This is a genomic window from Mesorhizobium sp. M0968, assembly GCF_040319065.1.
In the GTDB taxonomy this organism is placed as follows: Bacteria; Pseudomonadota; Alphaproteobacteria; order Rhizobiales; family Rhizobiaceae; genus Mesorhizobium.
In genome coordinates this window covers 92,050-118,122 of the sequence record NZ_JAMYNL010000017.1, presented here as the reverse complement: position 1 = coordinate 118,122, position 26,073 = coordinate 92,050, and the positions used below count along the sequence as shown (strand labels likewise).

Genomic DNA, 26,073 nt, shown 5'->3' with positions numbered 1-26,073 from the left:
CAGCTGCAGGATGTGCAAAATGCAAACCGTTCGAAAATCCAGACTGATAATGCAGCTCGCCCGTGCATTGGCAACTTCAGTGAAAATGACGGCTGTTGTGAGTGTAGCTGTCCCGCACACGATCAATGTTGCGTATGCCAGCAAATATGATCTGCCGAAACCCTATGTTTCCCGGGCTCTTAACGCGGTTCTGATACCGATCAATCACGCCTCTCGGCACCGCTACCAGATCCCGCCCAAGCTTCGCGGCGTGTATGTCCTGGCCGTTGCACCCCACGGTGTTGCCGCGCGGCAAGGCATCCGACCGGGTGACGTGCTTGCCACAGTGCGGCATCAGCCGATTTCGACGCCGCGCGATGTCGATAGGTTCGTTTGGGCCGCCCTTGCCGCGAGTGCCACCAGTTTCCTGTTTGGCGTGAACCGCGGGACAGAAGTCACAGACGTCGTCGAGGTCAACACCAACATCACCGTCAACAACTTCAACACCAACATCTCGGTCAACAATATCTCCCAATGGACGAGCGTCGACAATCGAGAGGAATGGACGCAGATCGTCGATGAGTATGACGAGGAGATGGAGACGGGCCTCAATGACACAAGCTATCGCGGGGACGACTCGCAGCCTGGGGACGCCAGTCAGGACGCAGAAACGTCTCCTCCCGATGCCGATGACAAAAGTTCCGATGATCAGGACGATCCGAGCGATCAGAACGACGACACTGACGACGATAGTACGGATAACGATGCGTCGGATGACAGCACTGACAACAATAGTTCCGACGATCAGGACGATTCGAGCGATCAGAATGACGATGCAGACCCAACGGACGGTGGTGATGGCGACAACAACACCGACACTGACGACAACAGCTCGGATGACGATGCGACGGATGACAGTACCGACGACGCTGCCGGATCGAACGACGACGATGCCAACTAGCAGCCGACCGGGCCGGCAGTTCTAAACAGAGGTCAACCGATGAAAACCGCGACGCTGACCATTGCCATGGTCCTGGCCATGCCGGCTTTCGTTTTTGCCCAGGACAAGTGCTACGACGCCGCCAAGGATCAGGCCGCCGCGAACGAGTGCGCCGATGCCGCGTCCAAGAAATCCGACAACAAGCTCAACGAGCTTTACAAGCAGATTGAAACCCGCGTGAAGGATGATGTGGATACCAAGACGCTTTTTGTTCAAGCACAGCGCGATTGGGTCAAATTTCGCGACGCGGAGTGCAGTTTCCAGACCGTGGGAGCGGCCGGAGGAAGTGTAATGCCAATGCTCGTCGCGCAGTGCATGGACAGCCTGACGCAATCCCGTGTCAAAGACTTCGAGGATTACCTGAAATGCCAGGAAGGCGATCCGAGCTGCCCCGTTCCGGCAGCGAACACATCACATGCCGCACCTGCGGTGGCCGAAGAGACCGTCCCTGTCCAGGCTGCCGGCCCGATACTTATTCCATTGCAACACGTCAGGGAATACGGAACCGACGGTGGTTATCACAAACTCGGGATCATGGTGGGCATCAATAGTGCCAAGCCTCGTCTGTTCGAATTCGACACCGGGTCGGATGAGTTCAACGCGGAGATCGATTCGAGCGTCCCTGGCGTAAAGCCGGTGCCCGGCAGCAAGCCCGCAATGTACGCCTATGGTGACGGCACCTATGGCGATTGGGTACAACAGGTACGGTTCGACAGCCTGTCTTTTTACGATCCGGATGATGCGTGGGAGCCTGTCGTAACCTTCGACGGCGGCTTTAGCGCTGCTCGGGTGGTGGATTACGTCTACACCAAGGGTTTCGGCGACCTCGAGGATGTGAAATTGATGCAGAAGCCCGTTGGTCAATACGGCGATACGCCAGTCTATGCGGATCTTAATGCGCGCGAGAGAATGCAGAAAGGCGAACCCGGTGGTTCGACGACGTTTTACGGCATCTTTGGAGCCGCCGATTTTATCTTTCCAGGAGACCAGACCAGTGCCCCCGGCGGTCAAACCCGAAGCGGCTATGTGGTCTCTGCCAATGCAAATCTTGGAAAAAGGAAGACGACACCGGGCTGCGGTCCGTGCCTGACGCTGAATTTGTCCCCCAGTCTGAGATCCCAGTTTACGGCCCTGACGCCGTGGGGCGAAGGGGATTTTCAGGCTTACCAGAGACGATTCCCGCGATCAGGCGCGAATGCATCCAATGAGTACGAAGGGTCTTACCGTTATACGATTTCTTTTGACCATAAGGGAAAGAAGCAATCGGTTGATTTCAGCGGACCCGTCTTATTGGATACAGGAACAGCGACATTTGTTCATATTGCGAATGAAGATACTTTAAATAAGCTCAAGACGAAAGGTTTTAAAATTGATAAATACAGTTCTGGCATAATAAACTTCAAGTTTTTTGGATTTGACGATAGTTTCAACAACAGGGAATACAGCGATGTCGTTATCGATCGCCAAAGCGATGAGGAGAGAGGCCATGGAATTTGGGTCGGCCTACCCTTCTTTCAGTCCAATTCCGTGATGTATGATCTGGAGAACAAAACAACCGCCTATTCACCCTATTTTGTCAGCGCTGCCGACTTTACGACAGACGCGGCTGTCAAGGATCAAGTGCAGCTCAACCGAGTGAACGGCGAAATGGGCAGCGACGGATGGCTCGGATTGGCCGGGAACATCTTCGGCGCCGGCGACTTCACGATCGAGAAGGACGCGGACGTGCGCATGACCGGGGCCAATACCTACACGGGCACAACCCACATCGCGGCCGATGGCTATCTTACTCTGGCCGGGCCGGGCAGCATCGAGCATTCCTCGCGCGTCATAGTCGACGGTGTGCTCAACATCGATCAGAAAGGAAACCACCTGAAGCCCTGGGGAGTGGCGCACTCCCTGAACGATACGGCCATTCGCAACCTTGGCGGTAAAGGCGAGGTCTATCTGGGCGCGGGCAGACTGATCCTGACAGCAGCCGACGGGCAATTTGATGGAACCATCGCGGACTTTGATGACGCCGGCGACAGCGGCGGCCTCGTTGTTGCCGGTGGCAAGCTGACGCTGAGCGGCAAGAACAAATATTCGGGCATGACGGAAGTGGTGGCGGGAGCGGAGTTGCACGTGACCGGCTCTTTGACCGGTGACGTTTCCGTCTCGGGACTGCTTGTCGTTGACGGAGAGGTCTCCGGCGAAGTCATGGTCAAGGAGGGCGGCACGCTGACCGGCTCAGGAAAGGTCGGCAACGTCACGGTCGCCGAAGGTGGCAAAGCTGATCCAATGAAAACCAGATAATCGGGCCATGGGCCGATCGTGGCAATAACGGACAGCTGACGAGAACATAGGGCGGGGCTGAGCAACTTAAGAGCTTGACTGCAATCGGAAAGGGAAATCGATGAAAATAGCGATATTGACTGCTGCCGTGGTTCTGGCTGCGCCGACATTCGCCCTTGCCAAGGACAAGTGCGCCGATGCCAAGGATCAGGCCACCATGAATCAGTGCTTCGGTGCCGAGTTCCAGAAATCCGACAAGAAGCTCAATGAGCTTTACAAGCAGATCGAAGCCCGCCTGAAGGACGATGCGGATACCAAGAAGCTTCTTGTTCAGGCACAGCGGGATTGGGGCAAGTTTCGCGACGCGGAGTGCAGTTTTCAGACTGCTGGATCGGCCGGAGGAAGCGTAATACCGATGCTCATCGCGCAATGCATGGACGGCCTGACGCAATCCCGTGTCAAAGCCTTCGAGGGTTACCTGAATTGCAAGGAAGGCGATCTGAGTTGCCCCGTTCCGGCCGCGAACTGACACGTGCTGCAACTTATTTGATCATGATGAAGCCGGCGGCGAGCATGACGTCGCTGCCAGATATGAACAATGCGAGGGGCATCATCACTGCGTGGGGACTTGAAGGAGGTGGATTGTGAAACGCTGCGGATCATCGCTCGCAATGGCGATTGCGGCATCTGTGCTGCTGGCATCTGCCGTGCCGGCAACAGCCCAGGATGACATGGGCTTCGACGTCAACGTCACGCTGTCCAAGAAAGCAGCCGCCAAGCTCGCGGCTGAAAAGGAGGGAATCGTCGTCTTCGCCTCCTATTACGGCGACCCCAAGCCGAGCGCCGCGAAGCACGCCAACGAAGTCGGCCTGATCGATCTCACACCGCACGACGAAGAGGTGGAGATACCGGGCACAGGCGGCCACGCCCGCATCAGCGGCGCCAAGGTCGACGCAAAGCGTCTCGACTGGCTTGCCGGCCCTCCCGATGTCAACGTCAACGTTGCGTCGGCGCGCAAGAGCAGCTCGGTCAATCTGCTCGGCTGCGATTTCATCGACGGTCCACTCAGCAACGTCCAAAGGGCGCCCGTGACGCTTCATTGCGGATTGATCGAAGAACATGTGGACACGAAGTTGAAGTCATAAGGCTCGCAAAAGTCATGCGCGTCCCCGGCGCCAACGGATCGGCGGCACGACCTGACCTACTTCAGGGAGGAGATATTCATGCGCCCACTGTTCGCTATCTGTGTCTGCCTGGCTATCATGTCCTTGTCTGCAGCCGCCCATGCCGAGCGCCGTTGTGGCTGGTACTCCAGCCCGACCCCCGGCAACCTCGTCCTGACCGACAGTGACGGGGATTGGTGGATCCAGATGCAGGGACGCCCGGATCCCAAGGGCATCGACAATGTGCCGGCCTTTGACGAGCGGCAATTCGTCGAGACCAATGTGCCTGGTTCGGGTCACGGCTACGGATGTGCGTGCATGAACGTCGTAACCAACGCCAAGCAACAGAAGATCACCAGAGTGATCTCGGGCCAAATCCTTCCGCTGCTGCGCTGTCGCAACGACAGATCGCTGCCTAACCCGGACGGATAATTGTTGGATATCTTGTGGATACCATGGCTGACGGTAGGCAGCTTAGAGCATTGGATCAAGAAAAAGCCCGGCAAACCGGGCTTTTTCTTGGGTCTCTGAAACCGCATCAATCGGTTCGAAACGGGAATTTGGTGCCCAGAAGAGGACTCGAACCTCCACTCCTTGCGGAACACGGACCTGAACCGTGCGCGTCTACCAATTCCGCCATCTGGGCTGGTGCGCGCTCATTAAGCGGGCGAGGGATGAGTGTCAACGCGCTTTTTTGAAAGCCGCGTTCCTTCTCCGGCTCAATGCTCCAGCACTTCCTTCGACGCCACCGTGGAATCGGCGTTGAGCGTGTAGATGATCGGCACACCGGTGCCGAGCTCGAGCTTGACGATCTCCTCGCCCGATTTGCCGTCCAGCGCCATGATCAGCGCGCGCAGCGAATTGCCGTGCGCCGCCACCAGCACGGTGCCGCCGCGCAGCACATGCGGTTGCAGATCGTGCAGGTAATAGGGCCAGACACGCGCGCCGGTGTCCTTCAGGCTTTCACCGCCGGGCGGCGGCACGTCATAGGAGCGGCGCCAGACATGCACCTGCTCCTCGCCCCATTTCTTGCGCGCATCATCCTTGTTGAGGCCGGAGAGATCGCCATAGTCGCGCTCGTTCAGCGCCTGGTCGCGAATGGTCTCGAGGTCGCTCTGGCCAACGGCGTCGAGAATATGCTGGCAGGTCTTCTGCGCCCGGATCAGCGACGACGTGAAGGCGATGTCGAACTTCATGCCGCGCGCCCTGAGCTTGGCGCCGGCCGACTTGGCCTCGGCATGGCCCAGTTCGGTCAGGTCGACGTCGCGCCAGCCGGTAAATAGGTTCTTCAGGTTCCATTCGCTCTGGCCGTGGCGCACGAGCACGAGAGTTCTCGACATATTTGCTCCTTCAAATCTTGTGGATCAGCCAAATCTTGTGGATCAGCCAAATCTGTGGATCAGCTTGTCAGGCCGAGCACGTCCCGCATCGAATAGAGGCCCGGCTTGCGGCCGCGCGCCCACAGGGCTGCCTTGACCGCGCCGCGGGCAAAGATCGCCCGGTCCTCGGCATGATGGGCAAGCGTGATGCGCTCGCCGGTACCGGCCAGCACCACACTGTGGTCGCCGACCACCGAGCCGCCGCGCAAGCTGGCGAAACCGATCGAGCCTGCCTTGCGCACGCCGGTATGGCCGTCGCGCACGCGAACATCGTTGCCGGCAAGTGCTACGCCGCGCCCGGCAGCGGCGGCCTCGCCGAGCAGCAGCGCCGTGCCCGACGGCGCATCGACCTTGTGCCGGTGGTGCATTTCCAGGATCTCGATGTCGAAATCGTCGGCATCGAGCGCGCGCGCCGCCTGCTCAACCAGCACCGCCAGCAGATTGACGCCGAGGCTCATATTGCCTGACTTGACCACCGTCGCGTGCCGCGCCGCCGCCGCGATCCTGGCATTGTCTTCAGCCGAGCAGCCGGTGGTGCCGATGATATGGGCGATGCGCGCCTGCGCCGCATAGCCGGCGAATTCGACGGTCGCTGCCGGCGTGGTGAAATCGAGCACGCCGTCGGCCTTGGCGAAGGCCGGCAGCGGATCGTCGCCGATCGCCACGCCGAGCCTGCCGACGCCGGCCAGCTCGCCGGCATCCTTGCCGAGATGTGGCGAACCGGCCGGCGCGATGGCGCCGGCGACACGCGCGCCCGGTATCGTGTGGATGGCGCGGATCAGCGCCTGGCCCATGCGGCCAGCCGCGCCCACCACCACCAGGCCCATTTCACTCACGGTCGGCGTGTCGCTCATGAATGTCTCCCGACCGCCTTTTTCGCGTGATCATTTTGCGCCGCAGTCTGGATTGGCTTGGCGTCATCGACAAGCCCCAGCCCTTTCCTGCCTTGCACCCGATGGAACCGGGCATAGACGCTGTGCGGGTCGGCCATCAGCGAGGCATGCGTGCCCTGTTCGACCAGCCGGCCCTGCTCCAGCACGATGATATGGTCGGCATTGACCACCGTCGACAGCCGGTGCGCGATGACAATGGTGGTGCGCCCTTCCATGACATGGGTCAGCGCTTCCTGGACGCGGGCCTCGGCCTCGTTGTCGAGCGCCGAGGTCGCTTCGTCGAGCAGCAGGATCGGCGCCTGCCGAACGATGGCGCGTGCAATCGATACGCGCTGGCGCTGGCCGCCCGACAGCGTCACGCCATTCTCGCCGACCGGCGTGTCGTAGCCTTGCGGCTGCTGGCGAATGAAATCGTGTGCCGCGGCCTGTTGGGCGGCGCGTTCAATCTCTGCGTCGGTGGCGCTCAGCCTGCCGTAGCGGATGTTGTCGCGGATGGTGCCTTCTAACAGATAGGGCTGCTGCGATACATAGGCGATCGAGCCGCGCAGCGAATGCTTGGTGACCTTTGAAATGTCCTGGCCGTCGATTTCGATCCTGCCCGACTCGACATCGTAGAAGCGCTGCAGCAGCGCAACCAGCGTCGTCTTGCCAGCGCCCGAGGCTCCGACGATGGCGGTCACCTTGCCGGCGGCGGCGACAAAGGTCAGATCCTGCAGGACCGGCGCCTCTTCGACATAGCGGAAGGACACGTTGTTGAAGCGCACTTCGCCAGAGGTGAATTTCGCCTCGGCGGCTGCCGGCACGTCACCTTGCTGCGGCTCGAGGTCGAGAAGCTCGTAGATCATGCGCGCATTGACCAGCGACTTTTCCATGCCAACCTGCATACGCGCCAGCCGCCTGGCCGGATCATAGGCAAGCAGCAGGGCGGTGATGAAGGCAAACACCGCGCCCGGCGGCTGGCCGCCGACGGTCGCCCGGTAGCCGGAATAGGCGATGACGCCGGCGACGGCGAAGCCGGCCAGCATGTCGGAGATCGGCGTCAGCCGTTCCGAGACGCGGGCGATCTTGTTTGCCCGCTGCTCGGCGCCGGCGACCAGGCCGCCGATGCGGCGCGACAGCTCGTCTTCCAGGGTGAAGGCCTTGACGATGGCGATGCCTTGCGTCGCTTCCTGCATGGCGCCGATCAGCCGCGAGTTGATCTGCACCGATTCACGGGTGATGCGACGCACCCGGCGCATCAGATAGGTGACACTGTAGATCAACGGCGGCCCGATCAGCAGCGACATCGCCGAGAGCATCGGGTCCTGCCAGATCATGACGCCGACTAGCGCGACAAGCGATACCGCATCGCGCGCCAGCGATGTCAGCGTCATCGACAGGAGATCGCGGATGCCGTTGACGTTCTCGTTGATCTGCGCGGCGAGCCGGCCCGAGCGGGTGTCATTGAAGAAGCCGACGCCGAGCTTCATCAGATGGTCGAAGATGCGGCGTTGATAGCGCGCCACCAGATTGTTGCCGATTTTGGCCAGCGTCACTGCCTGGCCGTAGCTGGCCAGGCCGCGCAGCATAAAGGCGGCCAGGATCGACACGCTGATCAGCGCGATAAGATCGCCGCGCCGTTGGTAGAAGATCTGATCGATGACATCCTTCATGATCCAGGCTGTGAAGGCGGTCGTCGCCGCGATCGTCACCAGGCACAGCACGGCAAGAGCATAGTACCAGCGATAATCGCGGCTGTTCTCGGCGATGATGCGGCGGATCACCGCCACGATCTCGCTGGGACGGACTTTCCCTTTGGTTGGTGCTGGAATTGTCACGTTGGAGCGCTTTGTGGTTTCGGTTCGGCCGGACTGCAATTCGGCAACCTCTTAACGCCCCGATGGCGGCTTGCCTATGGCCGGGGACGGCGAAACTTCGTCGCGGCGCAGCTTGTGTCCTAAACCCGCCAGCGCCGCCCCGCCGTCTGCACGCCGAACAGCGACGGATTTCTGGCATAGGCGGCCAGCCCTAAAAGCGCCGCAAGCGGATGGGTGATGACGTAGACCGGCATGCCGCGCATCAGGGCGCTGTGCGGCGCCTTGTCCTCGAAGGCGGCGCGGAAATTGCCGGTGCGCAGCGCCGGCAGGATTTTTTGCGCGATGCCGCCGGTGAGAAACACGCCGCCGCGGCTCATGAACACCAGAGCGAGATCGCCGGCGGTGCGCCCTAGGCAAGTGACGAAGATCGACAGCGCCTCTTCGGCCACCGGATCGTTCTTTGCCAGCGCCGCGGCGGTGACCTCGGCAGGCGTTGTAAAGGGCGACGGCTTGCCGTCCGCCTTGGCCACCGCCCGGTAGGCATTGACCAGGCCGCGTCCGGACAGGATCTGTTCGCCGGAGATGCGGCCCTCGAGCTTCTCGATATGCGGAAACACCTGGAAATCGCGCGGTGAGCGCGGGCCGATATCCATATGGCCGCCCTCGCCGGGCACCGGTATCCAGTGATGCAGCGCATAAACCAGCCCGGCGACACCGAGCCCGGTTCCCGGGCCGAGCACCACCCGCCCGGAATTCGGTTCCGGCTCGTCGCCGCCGATCTTTTCCATATGCTCTTCGCCGAGCGCGACGACAGCCAGCGCCTGTGCCTCGAAGTCGTTGAGCACCACGACGTCGCTGAGACCGAGACTGGCGAACATCTGTCTCGGCTTGACGATCCATGGGCAATTGGTAAGCGGGATCTCGTCGCTTTCGACAGGACCGGCTACCGCCAGCACAGCTGAATTCGGCCGGACCGACGAGCGGTCGAGCACGGCCGACTGGATCGCCTCGTCAATCGTATTGAAGTTGGCGGTCTGGACGATGGTCGGCTCGCCGGCCTCGGAATTCGCGTCTAGTACGATCGAGAAGCGCGCATTGGTGCCGCCTATATCGCCGATCAGGATCGGAAATCGCAACAGAGTGTCGTCGTCGCTTACGCCTGGCATGCTCTCGTCCGTTCCCGACGCGTATCGCCGTTCTCTCGTTGACTAGCGCATGACCGCAAAAAGGGAAATCGGTTTTCGAAGTGGAGATGCACGGATGCAGACAGCGAACACGCTGCCCGCATCAGTGCCCCGGTCGTGGCCGGGGCAGCGGAATGCCGATCTCGGGCGTCGCCACAAAGGCGTTCGCCGAGGCCGGAAGCGCTCCCGCGCCGGCTGCGACCGTTGGCTGCGGCGCAGGCTCGGCTGCGAGAGCGGGTGCGGTGGCCGCGATCGGCACGCCGTCGCCATAGTAGGTGACTGCTTCCGCCGACGGCGGAGCTGGCGCGTCGAGCACGAACTGGCATTGCCTGGGCAGGTTCGCCATCGTCATCAGGTCGCGTGCCTTCGGCTTGTCCGGGTTCTTGTTGGGGCGCCACGGCTCCTCGGTGAACCACCAGGCCAGCGCCTGGTCGCAGCCATCGCCTGGCGCCGTCGCTTCCTGTGCCTTGCAGTCGGGTGATCCAGCTTGGCAGCCGATGCGAATGTGGAAGTGGTAGTCGTGGCCCCAGAACGGCCTGACCTTGCGCAACCAGCTACGGTCGCCTTTGACCGTGTCGCAGAGCTTCTTCTTGATCCCGGGATTGACCAGGATGCGCTCGACTTCGGGATAGCTCGCGGCGCGCTTCAACAACCGCGTGTGCATCGGCGTCCACAGCCCGTCCTTCACCAAATGGGTCTTTTCATCGACCATCAAGGTAGCGCTGATGTTTTCGCGCTCTTCGGCCGAGAGCTTACGGTCGGGCATCGGCGTCAGCCAGATGTCGGCGTCGAGGCCGATCTGGTGCGAGGCATGGCCGGTCAGCATCGGACCGCCGCGCGGTTGCGAGATGTCGCCGATCAGCAAGCCCGGCCAGCCGTCGGCAGCGGCATCGCGCGACAGTTTCTCGATCAGCGCGATCATTGCGGGATGACCCCAGCGGCGGTTGCGCGACGGTCGCATCACCTCCCAGTGCCGGCCGTCCATGGGTAGGGCGACGCCGCCGGAAAAACAGCCTTTGGAATAAAAGCCGATCGATTGCGCTGCTGCGAGTGCCGGCAGCTTTTTGGCGCCGAACAGGTCCTTTGCCCGTTGCTCGGCGCTCCCTGGCTGCGTTGCAAGCGCCGCCAAGCCGGCGATGGCCAGTACTGCCGTCAGCAGCAGCGTTTTGCCCGGCAAGGCTCGCGCTAACGTCTTCCCCAAGCTGGACCCCTCCGCGATTTGAACCGCATCATACCATAGCCCGCGCAACGTATCGATCATGACCGTTTCATCGGGCTGCGCGCCTCGCCGTCGCGCCAGTCGCCGCTCGCCCACATGGCATCGAGCGCCGAGCGATAGTCGGGAAAGCGAAAGCCATAACCGGCCGCCTTGATTGCCGCGTTGGCGACACGCTTGTTCTCGCTGTAGAAAGACCGCGCCATGGGCGAAAGTTGGGCGGTCTCGAACGGAATTTCGGGCGGCGGCTCGATGCCCATCAATTGGGCGGCATAGGCGACGACGTCCTGCGGCGGCGCCGGCAGGTCGTCGGTGACGTTGAAGATGCCGCCGCGATTGCCCTCGGCGAGATGCCAGAGCGCACCGGCAATATCGTCGCAATGGATGCGGTTGAACACCTGGCCCGGCTTGACCAGCCGCCGCGCAGTGCCGTTTTCCAGGTTGACCAGGGCGTTGCGGCCCGGCCCGTAAATGCCGGAAAGCCGCAGGATCGCCACCGGCCGGTGGATGTCATGGCCCAATTGTAGCCAATCCTGCTCGGCTGCAACACGCATCACCGACCGCTTCGACAACGGCCGGCATTCGGCGGCCTCGTCCACCCAATTGCCGCCACGGTCGCCATAGACGCCGACGGTGGAGAGATAGGCGATCCATTCGAGCTCCGGCATGTTGGCCGCGATCTCCTCGCGTGCCGCGCCCAGCATCGGGTCGCCGGCCTTGTCCGGCGCGACCGAGACGACGAGATGGGTTGTCCTGCCAAGGGCATCGCCGATTTCGGAGGTCAGCGTGCCATCGAAACGCAGCGGCACGATACCGGCTTGCCGCAGCGCCGCGAATTTTTCCAGCGACCGTGTTGTACCGAAGATCGTTGTGTCGGCATCCCTGTTGGCGCGGGCGAAGGCCCTGCCCGAATAACCGGCGCCGAAGATGAAAATCTGCTTTTTTGTCATGTATGCGCCTCGATCGGCTTTGGCAGGGCCAGAAGCCATTCGCCTCTCACCGCCTCGTCATGTTCTGCTTGCAAAGCGGCTGCGGCACGTTCGGCGAACTCCCGACCCGGCACCAGCCGCGACAGCGCCCATACCGCAGCTCCGCGAACCAGGGGCGAGGCGTCGTCGAGCAGCGCGCGAACGGCGCCGGCCAGCGACAAGTCCTGGGAATTGCCGGCCGCTATCAGCACGTTTCGGATAAAACGGTCGCGGCCGATGCGCTTGATCGGCGAGCCCGAAAAAAGCGTGCGGAAGGCAGTGTCGTCGAGACGCAGCAGCTCGGCGAGCGGCGGTTCGCGCAAGTCCGCGCGGGCGGCAAGCTTTGCCTCCGAAGCGGCTTGGGCGAACTTGTTCCACGGGCAGGCGGCCAGGCAGTCGTCGCAGCCATAGATGCGATTGCCGATCTTTTCCCGGAACTCATGCGGGATCGGTCCTTTGTTCTCGATGGTGAGGTATGAAATGCAGCGCCGTGCATCGAGCCGGTAAGGCGCCGGAAAGGCGTCCGTCGGGCAGGCGTCGAGGCAGGCTCGGCAGGAGCCGCAATGATCGTTCTCAGGCGCGTCCGGCACCAGCTCGGCCGTCGTGAAGATGGTGCCGAGGAACAGCCAGGAGCCATGCGCGCGGCTGACCAGGTTGGTGTGCTTGCCTTGCCAGCCGAGGCCGGCCGCCTCGGCCAGCGGCTTTTCCATCACCGGCGCGGTGTCGACAAACACTTTCACGTCCCCGCCGGCGCGCGCCACGATCTTGCCGGCGATCTCCTTCAGCCGGCCTTTCATCACGTCATGATAGTCGCGGTTCTGCGCATAGGCCGAGATCGCGCCGCGGTCGCGCTTTGCCAGGATGTCGCGTGGGTCGTGGTCGGGCCCGTAATTCATCGCCAGCACGATGATCGAGCGGACCTCTGGCCAAAGCGTTGTCGGTTTGCCTCGCCGCTCGAGCGTTTCGGCAATCCAGCCCATCGAGCCGTGAAAGCCGTCGGCAACGAATTCGGCCAGCCGTTCCGGCGCCTGCGGAATCGCATCGGGCGTGGTGACGGCAACGGCGTCGAAGCCGGCATTCCGCGCCTCGCGGTCGATCAGCGCGCGCAGCTTTGCCGTATCAGAAATCGAGATCCGCATAATGTGACACCGGCGACAGGCCGCGCACCCGGTCGGACAGAAGCGGCCGGAACGAAGGCCGTGATTTCACCCTTGTATACCATTCGCGCGCGGCGCTGTGTTCGCGCCAGTCGATCTCGCCGAGATAGTCGAGCACCGACAGTGCCGCCGCCGCCGCGAGATCGGCATAGGTGACCTTGTTGCCGGCCAGCCAATGACGGGTGCCGGCCAGCCAGTTGGTGTATTTCATGTGCTGGCGGATATTGGCGCGGGCGGCGCGGATCGCCGCCGAATCGGGCGAGCCGCCGCCTGCCGTTTCCGGCATGACCGGCTTCAGGACGCGCTCGCGCACTAGGTGCCGGGTAACCTCGCTTTCCGCCTTGTTGAGGTACCAATCGGTCAGCCGTCGGATTTCGGCGCGCTCCATCGGATCCTCGGCGAACAGCCGCTTGTCGCGCTTGAGTACCCCGCGCGTCTCGTCGAGATATTCGGCAATGACCACTGCGCCAACGATCGGCACGTCGCCTTCGGCGAGCAGGATCGGCAGCGTGCCGGCCGGGTTCAGCGCCAGGAACTCCTTGCGCCGCGTCCACGGCTTCTCTTCGATCAGCGCCAGTTCCTCGCCATACTCGCCAAAGGCGAGGCGGACGAAGCGGCAGCTGGCGAACATCGGATGGTGGAAAAGCGTCAGCATGGTCCCGCGATAATAGAGCGCACTGGCAAATCGCCGGCTGCGCCGGTAAGTCTTGGCCGCCCGATTCAGGGGCTGTCAGGGTGCTGCGACCTATAGGGGGAGTTCCGCGCCGTGACAAGCAAGCCCTTTTCTCACGCCCTCACTCCAACGCCGAGGTTGCCATGGAAAGCCAGACCGTCGTCGAAGCGCTGCTGCTCGGCATGCTCGAGGGCCTGACCGAGTTTATTCCGGTGTCTTCAACCGGTCATATCCTGCTTGCCGGCCATTTCCTCGGCTTTCATTCGACCGGCAAGGCCTTCGAGATCCTGATCCAGCTCGGCGCCATATTGGCGATTCTCAGCGTCTATTTCCGCCGTCTCTGGAAGATGCTGCTCGAGCTGCCCTACGATCGGCTGACGCGGCATTTCGTCCTTGGCATCCTCATCGCATTCCTGCCGGCGGCCATTATCGGCGCGCTGGCGCACGATTTCATCAAGACGGTGCTGTTCGAATCGCCGCGGCTGATCTGCATCATGCTGATCATCGGCGGTGTCATCCTGCTGCTGGTCGATCGCATGAAGCCGAAGCCCTATTACCACGATGTCGAGCGGTTTCCGACCAGGCTTTATCTGCAGATCGGGCTGTTTCAGTGCCTGTCGCTGATCCCCGGCACGTCGCGCTCGGGTTCGACCATCGTCGGCGCGCTGCTGCTCGGCGTCGACAAACGGGCGGCGGCGGAATTCTCCTTCTTCCTTGCCATCCCGACGATGGTCGGCGCCTTCGCCTTCGACCTGTTCAAGAACCGCAATGTGCTGAGCAGCGCCGACCTGCCCATCATCGCCGTCGGTTTCGTCGCCGCCTTCGTCACCGCGCTAATCGTCGTGCGCTTCCTGCTCGACTACGTCTCGCGCCATGGCTACGCGCTGTTCGGCTGGTGGCGGCTGGTCGTCGGCATCGTCGGCCTGGCGGGGCTGGCCATCTGGGGATGAGCCGGCGCGGATAGCGCAATCCCAGCGGGAACTCTATTCTTGCCCGAAGTCGAGCCATACGATCTTGTGGACGTATGGTTGGCAGGGGGAATGCGTGAGCGAAGTTCTTGACGCCCTCGTTATTGGCGCCGGTCCGGCGGGACTCGGCGTCAGCTACTTCTTGAAACGGCAGGGCCGCGACCACCGTGTACTCGATCGAGGCCGGATCGGCGAAACGTGGCGAACGCAGCGGTGGAACTCGTTTCGACTCAATTCGCCGACCATTCGCTCCATCTTACCCGGTGATTCCTACGAGGGGCCCGAGCCGTGGGGCGCGATAACCCACCACGAATTTGTCGCGTATCTCGAAGGCTATGCCGAGCGGCACCGCCTGCCGGTAAGCACCCAAACTCCGGTGCAAGAGCTGACGAGAGACGACGGGATCTTTCGCATCACCACGACGGACGGGGCATTTCTGGCGCGCAATGTGGTGATCGCCACCGGCGACCAGAATCGGCAGGTCCGGCCAGCAGGGTCGGCGGATTTGCCAACCGCAATTCGCCAAGTCGATTCCTCGGCTTATCGCAACCCGGCCGAGTTAGAGAGTGGCGCGGTGCTGGTGGTCGGCAGCGGTCAGTCGGGCGGCCAGATCGCCGAGGATCTGGCGCTGGCCGGACGTGCGGTCTTTTTGGCGACCAGCCGCAACGGCCGTTGGGTGCGGCGCTACCGCGGGGGCAACATACTTAAATGGCTGACGCTGTCCGGTTTTCTCGACGTTCCGCGCAAGGAACTCGTCCTCCCCTCCGGCAAGCTGCAGGCCCGCGCGCTGGTCGGCGCGACCCATACGATCAGCCTGCAATCGCTGAGTGCACAGGGCGTGGTGCTGCTCGGCCGCTTCAGGGGTGTGGAGAACGGCAACCTCGTCTTCGGCGACGAGCTCGACGACCATATGCGATTTGCCGACGAGGTCTCCGCGAATGCCAAGCGCCTGGTTGACGAGTACATCGAGCGCGCCGGCCTCGATGCGCCACTGGCCGACGATGATCCAGCCGAGACGATTGAACCGAGCTTGCCCGATCCTCCGATCCGCTCCCTCGACTGGACGGCGAGCGGCATCAGATCAGTGATCTGGTGCACGGGCTTCACCGGCGATTTCTCATGGGTTCGGCTTCCCGGCGCGCTCGATGCCGCCGGCCAGCCCGTCCACGAGGATGGCGTCGGCGCTGTTCCAGGTCTCTTTTTCGCCGGCCTCGATTTCGGATCGACGCGGAAGTCGGGCACCATACCGGCCATTCCAGAGGAGACGGCCGCCGTCGTGGAGCGACTCGTCCAAGCGGGAGCCGACTTGCCACGGAACGGCGTCTAAACGAGCCGTCGAACGCGGGTTCTTGAACGTGCAAGAACATGACAGCTCTGGCGCGATCAAGACGACGCACGCTGCCTTTTGTCGAAGCGCACCGACAATTTTCCGTAGTCCGATTGGTGCGACAGCCAGAAATCGCCGGCACCTTCGATACGGCGCTCCGATTCGTGGCCGACTGCATCCATTGCCTCCATCAACGTGCGGCGGCCTTGACCTCGGCGTCTTGACCTCGGCTGGTCGTCGTCGTGCTGACAGCACTGGCAATATGGGGTGAGCCGGCGCAGTCGTTCGGAATGGTCGACCCGGAGACGCCAAAGGAGGTGCATCAAGGCGCGCGATCGGTCAGCGCGTTCGCACCTTCCTCCGCGGCGCAATGTGCGCAGCAGTAGATGATGTCATCCTGTTCGACGCCATGTCCGATGATCCGGCATCCGCAATGCGGACATATCGGAGCAAGTTTCTGGACCGCGCATTCGAAGCTGTCGAACGTGTAGGTCTCCTCGGCCATCGTCACTTTGAAAGCCTTGTCGTAGTCATTCCCGCATTGATCGCATCTGGCCATAGTTCGTTTCCTTCTTTCACGGCTTCAAGCTCGACCAACCTGTCGCGCGGCGATAGGTTCCCGCCAGGATCAGGGGGCCGTCCTAAGGCGGAGACGAGCGCGAGCCTACGCCACGGCGCTGTTCGATCGCACGGATCACCTCGTCGATATCCCGCGGCTCGATGTCGAGTTCCTTCAGGCCAGGCGCGTCGATTGCTGCCACATTGTCCTGACGCATAAGATCGATCTGGTTGCGCGTTATGGGGGCAGCCGGGAGGAGTTCCGCGACGCCAGCCAAGGCGTTCCATACCGCAAACGGCACCGGCATCAGCTTGACGTGCGTATCGAGCTGTCGGGCGATCTCCCGAAGCAGTTCCTTATAGGTATAGATGCGCGGGCCACCGAATTCGAATATGGATGAACCCTTGTGGGTTCGCCCGTCGATCAGCCGGCTCACTGCTTCGGCGACGTCCGCCACATAGACCGGCTGAAGCCGTGTGCCACCATCGCCGAACAGCGGATAGACCGGCAGGAGGCGTATCATCCTCACAATGGTCGTGAGGAAAGCGTCGTCAGGTCCTGTCATGACGGCGGGACGCACAATGAAAGCGCCGGGAAATGCGCTTTCCACGGCGCCTTCTCCGCGCCCGCGCGCCCTTATGTAATTCGAATCCGATTGAGGATCGGAGCCGATCCCTGAAATCTGGACGAATTGGTCGATCGCGCGGTCGCGCGACGCGGCAGCGAGATCGGCCGCGGCTTTCACATGCACGCGTTCAAAGGTCTGGACGCCGTGCTCGACGTAAAGACTGACAGCATTCACGACCGCCTGTGATCCGGTAATGGCCGACCCGATCGAGGACGCATCCAATATATCCGCCTCGACTGCCTCGGGCATCCTTGTAATCGAGGAAAAGACCAGGGCCACGCGAGCCGGATGGCGAGATGCAGCGCGCACCGTGAAACCTCTTTCCAGGAGCCGCTTCACGATCCTGCGCCCGAGAAAGCCAGTTCCGCCGAACACGGTGACGATCCGTACCGGGTTGAGATCGTCGGGATCCATTTGCCTCGCCATCCCTTTGTCCTCGCATAGCTGCCACGAGGACTGCCCAGGCCGGCATTTGAACCAGCCCGTCGAACATCAGGACGATTGGGGAACAACGCAGGAACGCTTTTGTTCCAGTCAGCGCTGGGCGGATGCCAGTCAGCGCTGGGCGGATGCTTGACGGATCGGCAAACCATGATCTGAACCGCAGGCGCAGCAAACGGCCCCACTTCGGGAATAGCCTAGTTTCGCCCGTAAAACACATTCTCGACATGCACCGGCCAGCGCCACGGCAGCACCGCCACCATGTCGAAGCGCACCGATAATTTTCCGTAGTCGGATTGGCGCGAAAGCCAGAAATCGGCGGCGCCTTCGATGCGGTGCTCCGATTCGCGACCGACGGCTTCCATTGCCTCCATCAGCGTGCGGCGCGCCTTGACCTCGACGATCAGCACCAGATCGCCACGCCGCGCGATCAGGTCGATCTCGCCGAACCTGGTGCGGTGGCGGCGGGCAAGAATTCGGTAGCCTTTCAGCATCAGCGCCGCCGCCGCCAGCCATTCGCCGTGATGGCCGCGCCGGTAGGCCTTTTGCCGGCTGGCGCTCGGCCGTTCAGCCATCGCCGCCTCCGCCGGTCCCGTCTCTTCCAGCATTCTTGAGGTCGAGCAGCCGACGATAGAGCGCCTGCTTCTGGCCACCCGTCATCTTGGCGGCTTCCGCCGCTGCCTTGGAGGCCGGCATCTCGACGGCGAGCGAAAGCAGCAGCCGGTCGATGTCTTCTGGCTCATCAGCGACCGCATCGGCCGGGCCGACGCAGATGACGATTTCACCCTTGGGCGTATCGGCTCCCGCATAATGGCTGGCGAGCGATTGCAGGGTGCCGGTCCGCATCTCCTCGAAAGTCTTGGTCAGCTCGCGGCCGATCGCCGCCTTGCGGGCACCGCCCAGCACCTCGACCATGGCACTGAGCGTCTCGGCCAGCCGGCGCGGCGATTCGAAGAAGATCAACGTTGCCGGCACCGCCTTCAGCGCTTCCAGCCGCGTCAGCCGCTGCCCGGTCTTCACCGGCAGGAAGCCGGCAAACAGAAACGCGTCCGAGGGCAGGCCGGATGCCGTCAACGCGGCAAGTGGCGCCGACGGTCCGGGGATCGGCACGACACGAATGCCGCGATCCAGCGCCTCACCAACCAGCCGGTAGCCGGGGTCGGAGATGAGCGGCGTGCCGGCATCCGAGATCAGCGCTGCGCTTTGGCCGGCCTCGAGCGCCGCGATCAGCTTCGGTCCGGCCTCGCCGGCATTGTGCTCGTGGTAGGCGGTGGTGCGGCGGCGGATGCCGTAGCGGTCGAGCAGCACGCGGCTGACACGTGTGTCCTCGCAAGCGACGATATCGGCGGCGGCGAGCGTTTCCAGCGCGCGCAGCGTGATATCGGCGAGATTGCCGATAGGCGTCGCCACCAGGTAGAGCGCCGGCTCGAGCGGCCGGGCGGCGATTTCGGTCTGCCCGACCACATAACTGCGTTTGGCCGATTCGCCGGTCACCTGCACAACTCCGTTCGACCCTGTTTGGCACGGCTCACGCTTGGTTGCAAAAGCCTGGGTTGCAAAGGCCCTGGTTCCAAAAGGGATGCCGACGTGAACCAGCCGCCATGCCTTCGCCATAGTAGGGAACGAAACCGTTGCCGGCGAATTTTACACCTGATCTCGGGAGGAGCAGGATGAACAGCCTGACGATACAGGACGTTTTCGAACCCTACTATGCCGGCCGCAAACGCTTCGCCGCGCCATGCGACAAGAACCTGCCTGCCGAAGCCGCAGATGGCAGAGCCAAGAAGCCGCTTGCACGCCAGCGATCGGCAGAGAGCAAGCCCGCAAACGAAACCGCCCGCACGATGGAGCACTGACCGGACGATGCCCAATCGCTTCGACATTTTCATCACCCGCCTCGAAACAAAAAGCGCCCGCGATGGCGCAGCGTCACATTCCACAGACGACCAGCACCATGCCTCACGCGACAAAAGCGAGATCAAGCCGGCCCGTTCCGGAGAGACCAGCGAAAAAGATCGCGCCAAACACCGCCACAAGCACGAGGCTTGACCACCGCAGACCTTCGCGATTGGTCGAGACAGCTCTCGAAAGCGCGGTTGCGCATGCTCCGCGATGTATCATTCAACCCAGATACTTCGAGACACGCGCCTCCAGCAGGCCCACCAGAGCCGGGTCCATGAATGCATAGTCGTCGGGAATATCGAGGCAGATTACTCGAGCCTTTTTCAGGCTTGTCTTGAATTTCTGCTGCAGTTTGGCGCGGTGCATTTTTTCCATCACGAAGATGATGTCGGCCCAGGCGACGAGTTCATGCGTCAACGGAATGTCGGCATCGTGATTAGTGCCGGCCGAAGCGACCTCGATGTCCCGCCGCTTGGAAAACACCTGCTCCGCCGTCGGGCTGCGCAAGCGATTCTGGCTGCAGATGAAGAGAACGTTCTTCAACGTGCTATCTGGCCAAGTCCGCCACGACCGCATCGAGCACGATCATGCCGGCCGGCGTGGCGCGCAGGCGCCCATTGCCGATCGGCGCCACCAGGCCTTCGTCCTGCAGTACCGACAGCCGTGCCGTCGACAGGCCGCGCCCTGAAAATGCCTCGTAGCGGGAAAGGTCGATGCCTTCCGCCAGCCTCAGCCCCATCAGCAGGAACTCGTCGGCCTCTTCCGACCGCGTCAGGATCTCGCCGCCGGTAACGCCATGGCCCTTGGCCTCGACCAGATTGGCCCAAGTCTCCGGCATTTTCTCGGCGATCGTCACCACGCGCCGGCCATTTTCGACGAACCGGCCATGCGCGCCGGGACCGACGCCGACATATTCGCCATAACGCCAGTAGGTGAGATTGTGCCGGCTTTCGGCGCCGGGCCTGGCATGGTTGGAAATCTCGTAGGCCGGCAGTCCGCGCGCGGCGGTGATCTCCTGTGTCAACGCGTAGAGATCGGCGGCAAGCTCATTGTCTGGAATGATGAACTTGCTTGCCGCATGCAGCGCATGGAACGGCGTGCCTTCCTCGATGGTCAGCTGATAGAGCGACAGATGGTCTGCGGCGTGGCCGATCGCCTGCTCGAGCTCCGCCTGCCACGCTTCCGGCGTCTGACCGGGCCGCGCGTAGATCAGGTCGAACGACAGCCGTGGGAATATCTCGCGCGCCAGGCCGATCGCATGCAGGGCCTCATCGACATTATGCAAACGGCCGAGGAAGCGCAGATCCTTGTCGTGCAGCGCCTGCACGCCAAGCGATACCCGGTTGACGCCGGCCGCGCGATAGCCGCGAAAGCGCTCGGCCTCGACGGAGGAGGGATTGGCCTCCAGTGTCACCTCGATGCCATCAGGCACCGTCCAGTTCTTCGCCACTGCATCCAGCACCGCCGCCACGGTCTGCGGTTTCATCAGCGATGGCGTGCCGCCGCCAAGAAAGATACTGGTCACCTCGCGCGGCCCGGTGCGGCCGCGCATCGTCGCCAGCTCGGCCTCGAAGGCGCGGGCAAAACGCTCCTGGTCGACCGGCTGGTGGCGGACATGGCTGTTGAAGTCGCAATACGGGCATTTGGCCGCGCAGAACGGCCAGTGGACGTAGACGCCGAAACCAGGCCTGCGGTCGAGCAGCATGGTCATACGGCGGCCAATCGGGCTTGCGCGAATTTCTGGAAGGCGCGGGCACGGTGCGACAATGCGGTTGGCTGGCCGGGCTTCCAGCCATGCTTGTCCTTCGCGCTCATCTCGCCGAAGGTCTTCTCGAACCCATCGGGCAAGAACACCGGATCGTAGCCGAAGCCGAGCTCGCCGCGCGGCGGCCATACCAGCGTGCCCTCGACCTCACCGCGAAAATATTCCGCCTGGCCATCGGGGAAGGCCAGGCAGATGACCGCGACAAAGTGGCCCTTGCGCTGGGCAGGCGTGATCGCGCCAACTTCTTGCAAGGCCACTTCCGTGCGCTGCATGGCCATGCCGAAGTCGCGGGAGCCGTCCGGCGTCTCAGCCCAGTTGGCGGTGTAGACGCCGGGTGCGCCGTCGAGCGCATCGACACACAGGCCGGAATCGTCCGACAGCGCCGGCAATCCAGTGGCCTTGGCGGCGGCCAAGGCTTTTATGAGGGCGTTCTCCTCGAAAGTGGTGCCGGTCTCGTCCGGTTCCGGCAGGCCGTATTCCTTTGCGGACTTCGCTTCAATGCCGAATGGCGCCATCAGATCGGCGAATTCTCGCAATTTGCCGGCGTTGTGGCTTGCGACGATGATCTTATGCCCATCAAGCGAATGAATAGTTGGCGAATGCATCAGATGCCCCAAATTCGTGGCTCGGCGAATTCGATCGAATTGCCGGAGGGATCGCGAATATAGATCGAGCGGCCGCCTTGCGGCCACTCGAACTCGCTTTCGATGGCGATTTTCTTCGCCTCAAGATGCGCTTTCCAGCGTGGGATTTCATCCGCGCTTGCGGCGAAGCAAAGATGGCCCTGGCCGACCGCGCCATGCGGCGGCACGGGCAGCTTGGCGTCGGCCCGCGGCGGCACTTTGGTGGCCTCGGCATTGAAGATAAGCAGCACGCCGTCGCCGCAGCGGAAGAAGAGATGCCTGCCATCGACCTTACCGAGCAGATCGAGCCCGAGCACGCCCGAATAGAACCGTTCCGCGGCAGCAAGGTCGGTCACGTAGAGTGCTGATTCCAGGATTGCGGAAGGAGTCACAGGATCGCCAATCTCATCAATATTGGACCGCAGCTAAGCCACCGCCATTTGCTGCAAGCTGACCAGGCGCTGAATGCCTTTCTTGGCGAGCCCCATCAGCGCCGCGAACTGCTCTTCCGAGAACGGCTCGCCCTCGGCCGTGCCTTGGATCTCGACGATGCCGCCCTTGCCGGTCATGACGAAATTGGCGTCGGTGCCGGCCGAGGAATCCTCGATGTAGTCGAGGTCGATGACCGGCTGGCCATCATGGATTCCGCAGGAGATTGCCGCAACGTGATCCTTCAGCACCTTGCTCAGGCTCGCCATCTGGCGGGCTTCCATCCAGCGCAGGCAGTCGTAGAGCGCCACCCAGCCGCCGGTGATCGAAGCGGTGCGCGTGCCGCCGTCGGCCTGGATCACGTCGCAGTCGACGGTGATCTGCTGCTCGCCGAGCGCCTGCAGATTGACCACGGCGCGCAGGGAGCGGCCGATCAGCCGCTGGATTTCCAGCGTGCGGCCGCCTTGTTTGCCGGACGAAGCCTCGCGGCGCATGCGCTCGCCGGTCGAACGCGGCAGCATGCCGTATTCCGCCGTCACCCAGCCCTTGCCGGAGTTGCGCATCCAGCCCGGCACCTTTTCCTCCAAGCTGGCCGTACACAGCACATGCGTGTCGCCGAACTTCACCAGGCACGAGCCTTCCGCATGCTTGGAGACGCCGCGCTCGAAGGAGATGGGGCGCATTTCGTCGAATTGGCGTTTGGAAGGGCGCATTCAGGCTTCTTTCTTTCTTCGGAATCTTGGCCGGGGAATCTTGGCCGGCTTGTAGCCGCACGGGGCGTGAGGCGCAAAGGAAAATGGACCGGTTGCGCCGACACCGCGGAAGTCTATATCTTCGGGGCGGAGGTTTTTGGCTCGAAATGACAAAGGCAGTCGATCCCGGTTTGCAGTCGCACGTGCTCCCGTCGCACGCGCTGCAATCGCCCGCGCTTCAATCGCTCGACATGCGTTCGCGCGACATCTTCCGGCGCATCGTCGATTCCTATTTGAGGGATGGCGAGCCGGTCGGTTCGCGCAGCTTGTCGCGCATCCTGCCGTCGTCGCTGTCGCCGGCCACCATCCGCAACGTGATGAGCGACCTTGAGCATCTCGGCCTGATCTATGCGCCGCACATTTCGGCTGGCCGGCTGCCGACCCAGGCAGGCCTGCGCTTCTTCGTCGATGCTTTCATGGAACTTGGTGACCTCTCCGACGAGGAGCGCCGCACCATCGAGGCCCAGGTGCGCGCCTCCGGCTCGGGCGCAACTCTGGAGCATATGCTGACCGAGGCCAGCCAGATGCTGTCCGGGATGTCGCGCGGCGCCGGCCTCGTGCTCGCCGCCAAGAATGAGGCGGCGCTTAAGCACATCGAATTCATCCAGCTCGAGCCGACCAAGGCGCTGGCCGTGCTGGTCTCGCAGAACGGCGACGTCGAAAATCGCGTCATCGATCTGCCCGCCGGGATCACCATCTCGCAATTGCACGAAGCCTCTAACTTCCTCAACGCCCATATCCGCGGTCGCACCCTGGCCGAGGCGCGGGTCGAGATCGCCCGCATCAAGGAAGAGACCAGGGCGGCCCTCGACACGCTGTCGCAGGATCTGGTCGAGAAGGGCCTGGCGGTCTGGGCAGGCGCTGAAAGCGGCGTGCCTGGGCGGCTTATCGTGCGCGGTCGCGCCAATCTCCTGGAAAACGTCACTGCCCAGGCCGACATAGAATTGCTGCGGCATCTGTTTGAGGATCTGGAGACGCAGGATGGGCTGATCCAGCTTCTCGACCTCGCCGAGGCAGGCCCAGGCGTGCGCATATTCATCGGTTCGGAAAACAAGCTGTTTTCGCTGTCTGGCTCCTCGCTGGTGGTGGCACCCTATCGCGACAAGGACGCGCGTGTCGTCGGTGCGCTCGGCGTCATCGGGCCGACGCGGCTGAATTATGCGCGCATAGTACCGATGGTCGACTATACGGCGCAGCTGATTTCGCGCATGCTGAGCTAGGAGCCGCCGCGGGCCTGCCGCAAGGAGGAGAAAAGAATGGCGCTGGAATCGTTCAAGGCCCAGATCAGTCTGCTGCTCGAAGAAATGATCAACCAGCCAGAGGATCAGCACGAGGTACAAGAGCAGTTGCGCGAGAAGCTGCAAGAGATGCGGGCGATGGGTTTACCGCTGCCGGCCGATCTGGTCGCGCTGGAAAAGCGCCTCGACGACGACTTTTACGCCTCTGGCAACTGAACGGGTTCGGCTTCAAATCCTCGTGTGCTGGACGGCCGCTTGGAACGATCAATGCCTGATGCCGTTTGCCCCTGTTCGAGGCGAATCCCGGAGGACGTTGATGATCCGACCTGGCGGCTTTGCGGCCTTGGCCGCTGCCCTCCTTGTTGCGACACCGGCAGCCGCCCAGCAGGCGGACCAGAATGTGCTCAAAGGCGAAGCCGCGTTTGGCGATTGGCACGCCGACAGGCCTGGCGTCCGACGCCTGATTGGGCCGCGAGACATGCCGGCAGCCGACCCCGCCCAATCCGCTTCGAACGGCGCCGGCGTGGCGGAACGGCCCGAAAGCGCCAAGCCAGAATTGCCGTCGGGCTTTTCGGCTGAAATGATCGCATCCGGCATCGTCAATCCACGTGTCGTGCGCGTCGCTCCGAATGGCGACCTGTTTGTTGCCAACAGCCATGCCGACCAAATACGCGTCTATCGTCTCGCCGAGGGCAGCGCCAGGCCCATCGAGAAAGCGATCTTCGCCAAGGGGCTCAATTATCCCTACGGCATCGCCTTCTATCCGCCAGGAGACAAACCGCAATGGGTTTATGTCGCGAACAGCGACAGCATCGTCCGCTTCCCCTATCGCGATGGCGACCTGAAGACATCCGGCAAACCAGAAACCATTGTCGCCCAAATCCCGTCGGGTGGTCACACGACCCGCGACATCGCCTTCTCGCAGGACGGCAAAACGCTTTATTTGTCGGTTGGCTCCGCCTCGAACGTAGCCGAGGATATAGGCAAGGAGCCGGATAGCGGCCTCGACGCCTGGGCCAAATCAAAGCCGCTCGGGGCGGCCTGGGGCTCCGAGGACGGCCGTGCCGATGTGCTCGCCTTTGACCCGGATGGGAAAAATCCCCGAACTGTCGCCACTGGCCTGCGCAACTGTACGGGCATGACCGTGCAGCCCGCCACCGGCGCATTGTGGTGCGTCGTCAATGAGCGCGACGAACTCGGCGACAATGTGCCGTTCGAATTTGCAACGGCGGTCAAGGACGGCGGATTCTATGGTTGGCCTTGGTACTACATCGGCAATAACGAGGATCCGCGCCATCAGGGCGAGCGGCCAGACCTCGCCGGCAAGGCCACTGTCCCCGATGTATTGATGCAGGCGCATTCGGCGCCGATGAATATAGCCTTCTACGACGGCAAGAACTTCCCGGCGGATTATCAGGGTGACGCCTTCGTCGCCATGCATGGTTCGTGGAACCGTGGCGCCAGGACCGGCTACAAGGTGGTGAGGCTCAAATTCAGGGATGGCAAGCCGACAGGCGAATATGAGGACTTCATGACCGGCTTCGTCATCTCGAACGACGCCGTCTGGGGCCGCCCGGTCGGTGTCGCGATGGCCAAGGACGGCTCCCTGATCGTCACAGAGGACGGTAACGGCACCATCTGGCGCGTTACCTACGAAGACGGCCGCTCCTGAACGGCGGTGTCGCCTGCTGCGCTGGCGCAATCGAATCCGGCCCGAGGGAATTCACCCAACTTCAACATTGTGCGACAAGCGCCGATC

Annotated in this window: 30 protein-coding genes and 1 tRNA gene; 12 read left to right on the top strand and 19 right to left on the bottom strand. The window is 62.5% G+C overall.

Annotated features, from left to right (window positions below; translation table 11 throughout):
* Positions 1 to 19: 19 nt before the first annotated feature.
* The 5 genes from NKH67_RS24490 to NKH67_RS24470 all read left to right on the top strand — a co-directional run bounded on the left by NKH67_RS24490 (position 20) and on the right by NKH67_RS24470 (position 4,848).
* Positions 20 to 940 carry a Do family serine endopeptidase gene (locus NKH67_RS24490; protein ID WP_352473550.1) on the top strand — a complete coding sequence of 307 codons (921 nt, stop codon included), beginning with the start codon at positions 20 to 22 and terminating at the stop codon, positions 938 to 940.
* A gap of 39 nt (positions 941 to 979) precedes the next feature.
* Positions 980 to 3,274 (top strand): lysozyme inhibitor LprI family protein, encoded by a 2,295-nt coding sequence (locus NKH67_RS24485; protein WP_352502676.1) that lies wholly within the window; start codon positions 980 to 982, stop codon positions 3,272 to 3,274.
* Positions 3,275 to 3,374: 100 nt separating this feature from the next.
* On the top strand, positions 3,375 to 3,782 hold the full coding sequence (locus tag NKH67_RS24480) for a lysozyme inhibitor LprI family protein (RefSeq protein ID WP_352473552.1): 408 nt from the start codon (positions 3,375 to 3,377) through the stop codon (positions 3,780 to 3,782).
* Positions 3,783 to 3,897: 115 nt separating this feature from the next.
* Positions 3,898 to 4,398 (top strand): hypothetical protein, encoded by a 501-nt coding sequence (locus NKH67_RS24475; protein ID WP_352473553.1) that lies wholly within the window; start codon positions 3,898 to 3,900, stop codon positions 4,396 to 4,398.
* Positions 4,399 to 4,476: 78 nt separating this feature from the next.
* Positions 4,477 to 4,848: a DUF4087 domain-containing protein gene (locus NKH67_RS24470; RefSeq protein ID WP_352473554.1), complete on the top strand. Its 372-nt coding sequence runs from the start codon at positions 4,477 to 4,479 to the stop codon at positions 4,846 to 4,848.
* Between the two features lie 129 nt (positions 4,849 to 4,977).
* Here NKH67_RS24470 and NKH67_RS24465 read toward each other — a convergent pair.
* The 9 genes from NKH67_RS24465 to NKH67_RS24425 all read right to left on the bottom strand — a co-directional run bounded on the left by NKH67_RS24465 (position 4,978) and on the right by NKH67_RS24425 (position 13,664).
* A tRNA-Leu gene (locus tag NKH67_RS24465) sits at positions 4,978 to 5,062 on the bottom strand.
* 73 nt (positions 5,063 to 5,135) lie between these two features.
* A complete protein-coding gene (locus NKH67_RS24460) occupies positions 5,136 to 5,756 on the bottom strand; it encodes a 2,3-bisphosphoglycerate-dependent phosphoglycerate mutase (RefSeq protein ID WP_352473555.1) in 621 nt (206 codons plus the stop codon).
* A 59-nt stretch (positions 5,757 to 5,815) separates the two neighbouring features.
* Positions 5,816 to 6,649, bottom strand: a complete 834-nt coding sequence (dapB, locus tag NKH67_RS24455) for a 4-hydroxy-tetrahydrodipicolinate reductase (RefSeq protein WP_352473556.1) — start codon at positions 6,647 to 6,649, stop codon at positions 5,816 to 5,818.
* Positions 6,646 to 8,505 (bottom strand): ABC transporter ATP-binding protein, encoded by a 1,860-nt coding sequence (locus NKH67_RS24450; RefSeq protein ID WP_352473557.1) that lies wholly within the window; start codon positions 8,503 to 8,505, stop codon positions 6,646 to 6,648. The genes dapB and NKH67_RS24450 overlap by 4 nt, the downstream gene beginning before the upstream one ends.
* Positions 8,506 to 8,624: 119 nt before the next feature.
* Positions 8,625 to 9,650: a glucokinase gene (locus tag NKH67_RS24445; protein WP_352473558.1), complete on the bottom strand. Its 1,026-nt coding sequence runs from the start codon at positions 9,648 to 9,650 to the stop codon at positions 8,625 to 8,627.
* A gap of 121 nt (positions 9,651 to 9,771) precedes the next feature.
* Positions 9,772 to 10,869 (bottom strand): penicillin-insensitive murein endopeptidase, encoded by a 1,098-nt coding sequence (mepA, locus tag NKH67_RS24440; protein WP_502893800.1) that lies wholly within the window; start codon positions 10,867 to 10,869, stop codon positions 9,772 to 9,774.
* A gap of 56 nt (positions 10,870 to 10,925) precedes the next feature.
* Positions 10,926 to 11,834, bottom strand: coding sequence for an SDR family oxidoreductase (locus tag NKH67_RS24435; protein ID WP_352473561.1), 909 nt, complete (start codon positions 11,832 to 11,834; stop codon positions 10,926 to 10,928).
* Positions 11,831 to 12,991 carry a tRNA epoxyqueuosine(34) reductase QueG gene (queG, locus tag NKH67_RS24430; RefSeq protein ID WP_352473562.1) on the bottom strand — a complete coding sequence of 387 codons (1,161 nt, stop codon included), beginning with the start codon at positions 12,989 to 12,991 and terminating at the stop codon, positions 11,831 to 11,833. Before queG ends, NKH67_RS24435 begins: the two co-directional genes overlap by 4 nt.
* Positions 12,972 to 13,664: a glutathione S-transferase family protein gene (locus NKH67_RS24425; protein WP_023678968.1), complete on the bottom strand. Its 693-nt coding sequence runs from the start codon at positions 13,662 to 13,664 to the stop codon at positions 12,972 to 12,974. Before NKH67_RS24425 ends, queG begins: the two co-directional genes overlap by 20 nt.
* A 161-nt stretch (positions 13,665 to 13,825) precedes the next feature.
* Between NKH67_RS24425 and NKH67_RS24420 the strand changes: the two genes are divergently transcribed.
* Positions 13,826 to 14,632 carry an undecaprenyl-diphosphate phosphatase gene (locus NKH67_RS24420; RefSeq protein ID WP_352473563.1) on the top strand — a complete coding sequence of 269 codons (807 nt, stop codon included), beginning with the start codon at positions 13,826 to 13,828 and terminating at the stop codon, positions 14,630 to 14,632.
* A gap of 94 nt (positions 14,633 to 14,726) precedes the next feature.
* Complete coding sequence (locus tag NKH67_RS24415) at positions 14,727 to 15,977, top strand: flavin-containing monooxygenase (RefSeq protein ID WP_353031907.1); 1,251 nt, start codon at positions 14,727 to 14,729, stop codon at positions 15,975 to 15,977.
* A gap of 56 nt (positions 15,978 to 16,033) precedes the next feature.
* Here NKH67_RS24415 and NKH67_RS24410 read toward each other — a convergent pair whose 3' ends face one another.
* From NKH67_RS24410 to rsmI, 5 genes are all read right to left on the bottom strand, one after another.
* Entirely contained in the window at positions 16,034 to 16,159 is a 126-nt protein-coding gene (locus tag NKH67_RS24410; RefSeq protein WP_352502686.1) for a PDDEXK family nuclease, read from the bottom strand.
* A 140-nt stretch (positions 16,160 to 16,299) separates the two neighbouring features.
* A complete protein-coding gene (locus NKH67_RS24405; RefSeq protein ID WP_352926009.1) occupies positions 16,300 to 16,536 on the bottom strand; it encodes a metallothionein in 237 nt (78 codons plus the stop codon).
* An 82-nt stretch (positions 16,537 to 16,618) separates the two neighbouring features.
* Entirely contained in the window at positions 16,619 to 17,590 is a 972-nt protein-coding gene (locus tag NKH67_RS24400) for a complex I NDUFA9 subunit family protein (RefSeq protein ID WP_352473565.1), read from the bottom strand.
* Between the two features lie 212 nt (positions 17,591 to 17,802).
* Positions 17,803 to 18,180, bottom strand: a complete 378-nt coding sequence (locus tag NKH67_RS24395) for a YraN family protein (RefSeq protein ID WP_023678973.1) — start codon at positions 18,178 to 18,180, stop codon at positions 17,803 to 17,805.
* Entirely contained in the window at positions 18,173 to 19,099 is a 927-nt protein-coding gene (rsmI, locus tag NKH67_RS24390; protein WP_353031905.1) for a 16S rRNA (cytidine(1402)-2'-O)-methyltransferase, read from the bottom strand. Before rsmI ends, NKH67_RS24395 begins: the two co-directional genes overlap by 8 nt.
* 176 nt (positions 19,100 to 19,275) lie before the next feature.
* Between rsmI and NKH67_RS24385 the strand changes: the two genes are divergently transcribed.
* Positions 19,276 to 19,461: a hypothetical protein gene (locus NKH67_RS24385; protein ID WP_352473567.1), complete on the top strand. Its 186-nt coding sequence runs from the start codon at positions 19,276 to 19,278 to the stop codon at positions 19,459 to 19,461.
* A gap of 7 nt (positions 19,462 to 19,468) precedes the next feature.
* Positions 19,469 to 19,654: a hypothetical protein gene (locus tag NKH67_RS24380; RefSeq protein WP_023678976.1), complete on the top strand. Its 186-nt coding sequence runs from the start codon at positions 19,469 to 19,471 to the stop codon at positions 19,652 to 19,654.
* Between the two features lie 72 nt (positions 19,655 to 19,726).
* Here the strand turns inward: NKH67_RS24380 and NKH67_RS24375 are convergent, their stop codons facing one another.
* From NKH67_RS24375 to rph, 5 genes are read right to left on the bottom strand one after another with little or no spacing between them, the layout of a single operon-like run.
* A complete protein-coding gene (locus tag NKH67_RS24375) occupies positions 19,727 to 20,050 on the bottom strand; it encodes a low molecular weight protein tyrosine phosphatase family protein (RefSeq protein ID WP_352473568.1) in 324 nt (107 codons plus the stop codon).
* A 4-nt stretch (positions 20,051 to 20,054) separates the two neighbouring features.
* Positions 20,055 to 21,218, bottom strand: coding sequence for a radical SAM family heme chaperone HemW (hemW, locus tag NKH67_RS24370; protein WP_352473569.1), 1,164 nt, complete (start codon positions 21,216 to 21,218; stop codon positions 20,055 to 20,057).
* Positions 21,215 to 21,862, bottom strand: coding sequence for an RdgB/HAM1 family non-canonical purine NTP pyrophosphatase (rdgB, locus tag NKH67_RS24365; RefSeq protein WP_352473611.1), 648 nt, complete (start codon positions 21,860 to 21,862; stop codon positions 21,215 to 21,217). Before rdgB ends, hemW begins: the two co-directional genes overlap by 4 nt.
* 14 nt (positions 21,863 to 21,876) lie before the next feature.
* Positions 21,877 to 22,287 (bottom strand): VOC family protein, encoded by a 411-nt coding sequence (locus NKH67_RS24360; RefSeq protein ID WP_352473571.1) that lies wholly within the window; start codon positions 22,285 to 22,287, stop codon positions 21,877 to 21,879.
* A 33-nt stretch (positions 22,288 to 22,320) separates the two neighbouring features.
* Positions 22,321 to 23,037, bottom strand: coding sequence for a ribonuclease PH (rph, locus tag NKH67_RS24355; RefSeq protein WP_352473573.1), 717 nt, complete (start codon positions 23,035 to 23,037; stop codon positions 22,321 to 22,323).
* Positions 23,038 to 23,183: 146 nt separating this feature from the next.
* Here rph and hrcA point away from each other — a divergent pair, with 146 nt between their 5' ends.
* The 3 genes from hrcA (at position 23,184) to NKH67_RS24340 (ending at position 25,986) form a co-directional block, all read left to right on the top strand.
* Positions 23,184 to 24,296: a heat-inducible transcriptional repressor HrcA gene (gene hrcA / locus NKH67_RS24350; RefSeq protein ID WP_502893799.1), complete on the top strand. Its 1,113-nt coding sequence runs from the start codon at positions 23,184 to 23,186 to the stop codon at positions 24,294 to 24,296.
* Between the two features lie 36 nt (positions 24,297 to 24,332).
* On the top strand, positions 24,333 to 24,530 hold the full coding sequence (locus NKH67_RS24345) for a hypothetical protein (protein WP_023678983.1): 198 nt from the start codon (positions 24,333 to 24,335) through the stop codon (positions 24,528 to 24,530).
* 100 nt (positions 24,531 to 24,630) lie between these two features.
* The gene (locus NKH67_RS24340) at positions 24,631 to 25,986 is read left to right on the top strand and encodes a PQQ-dependent sugar dehydrogenase (RefSeq protein ID WP_352473575.1); all 1,356 of its coding nucleotides are present in this window, start codon (positions 24,631 to 24,633) and stop codon (positions 25,984 to 25,986) included.
* Positions 25,987 to 26,073 lie beyond the last annotated feature (87 nt).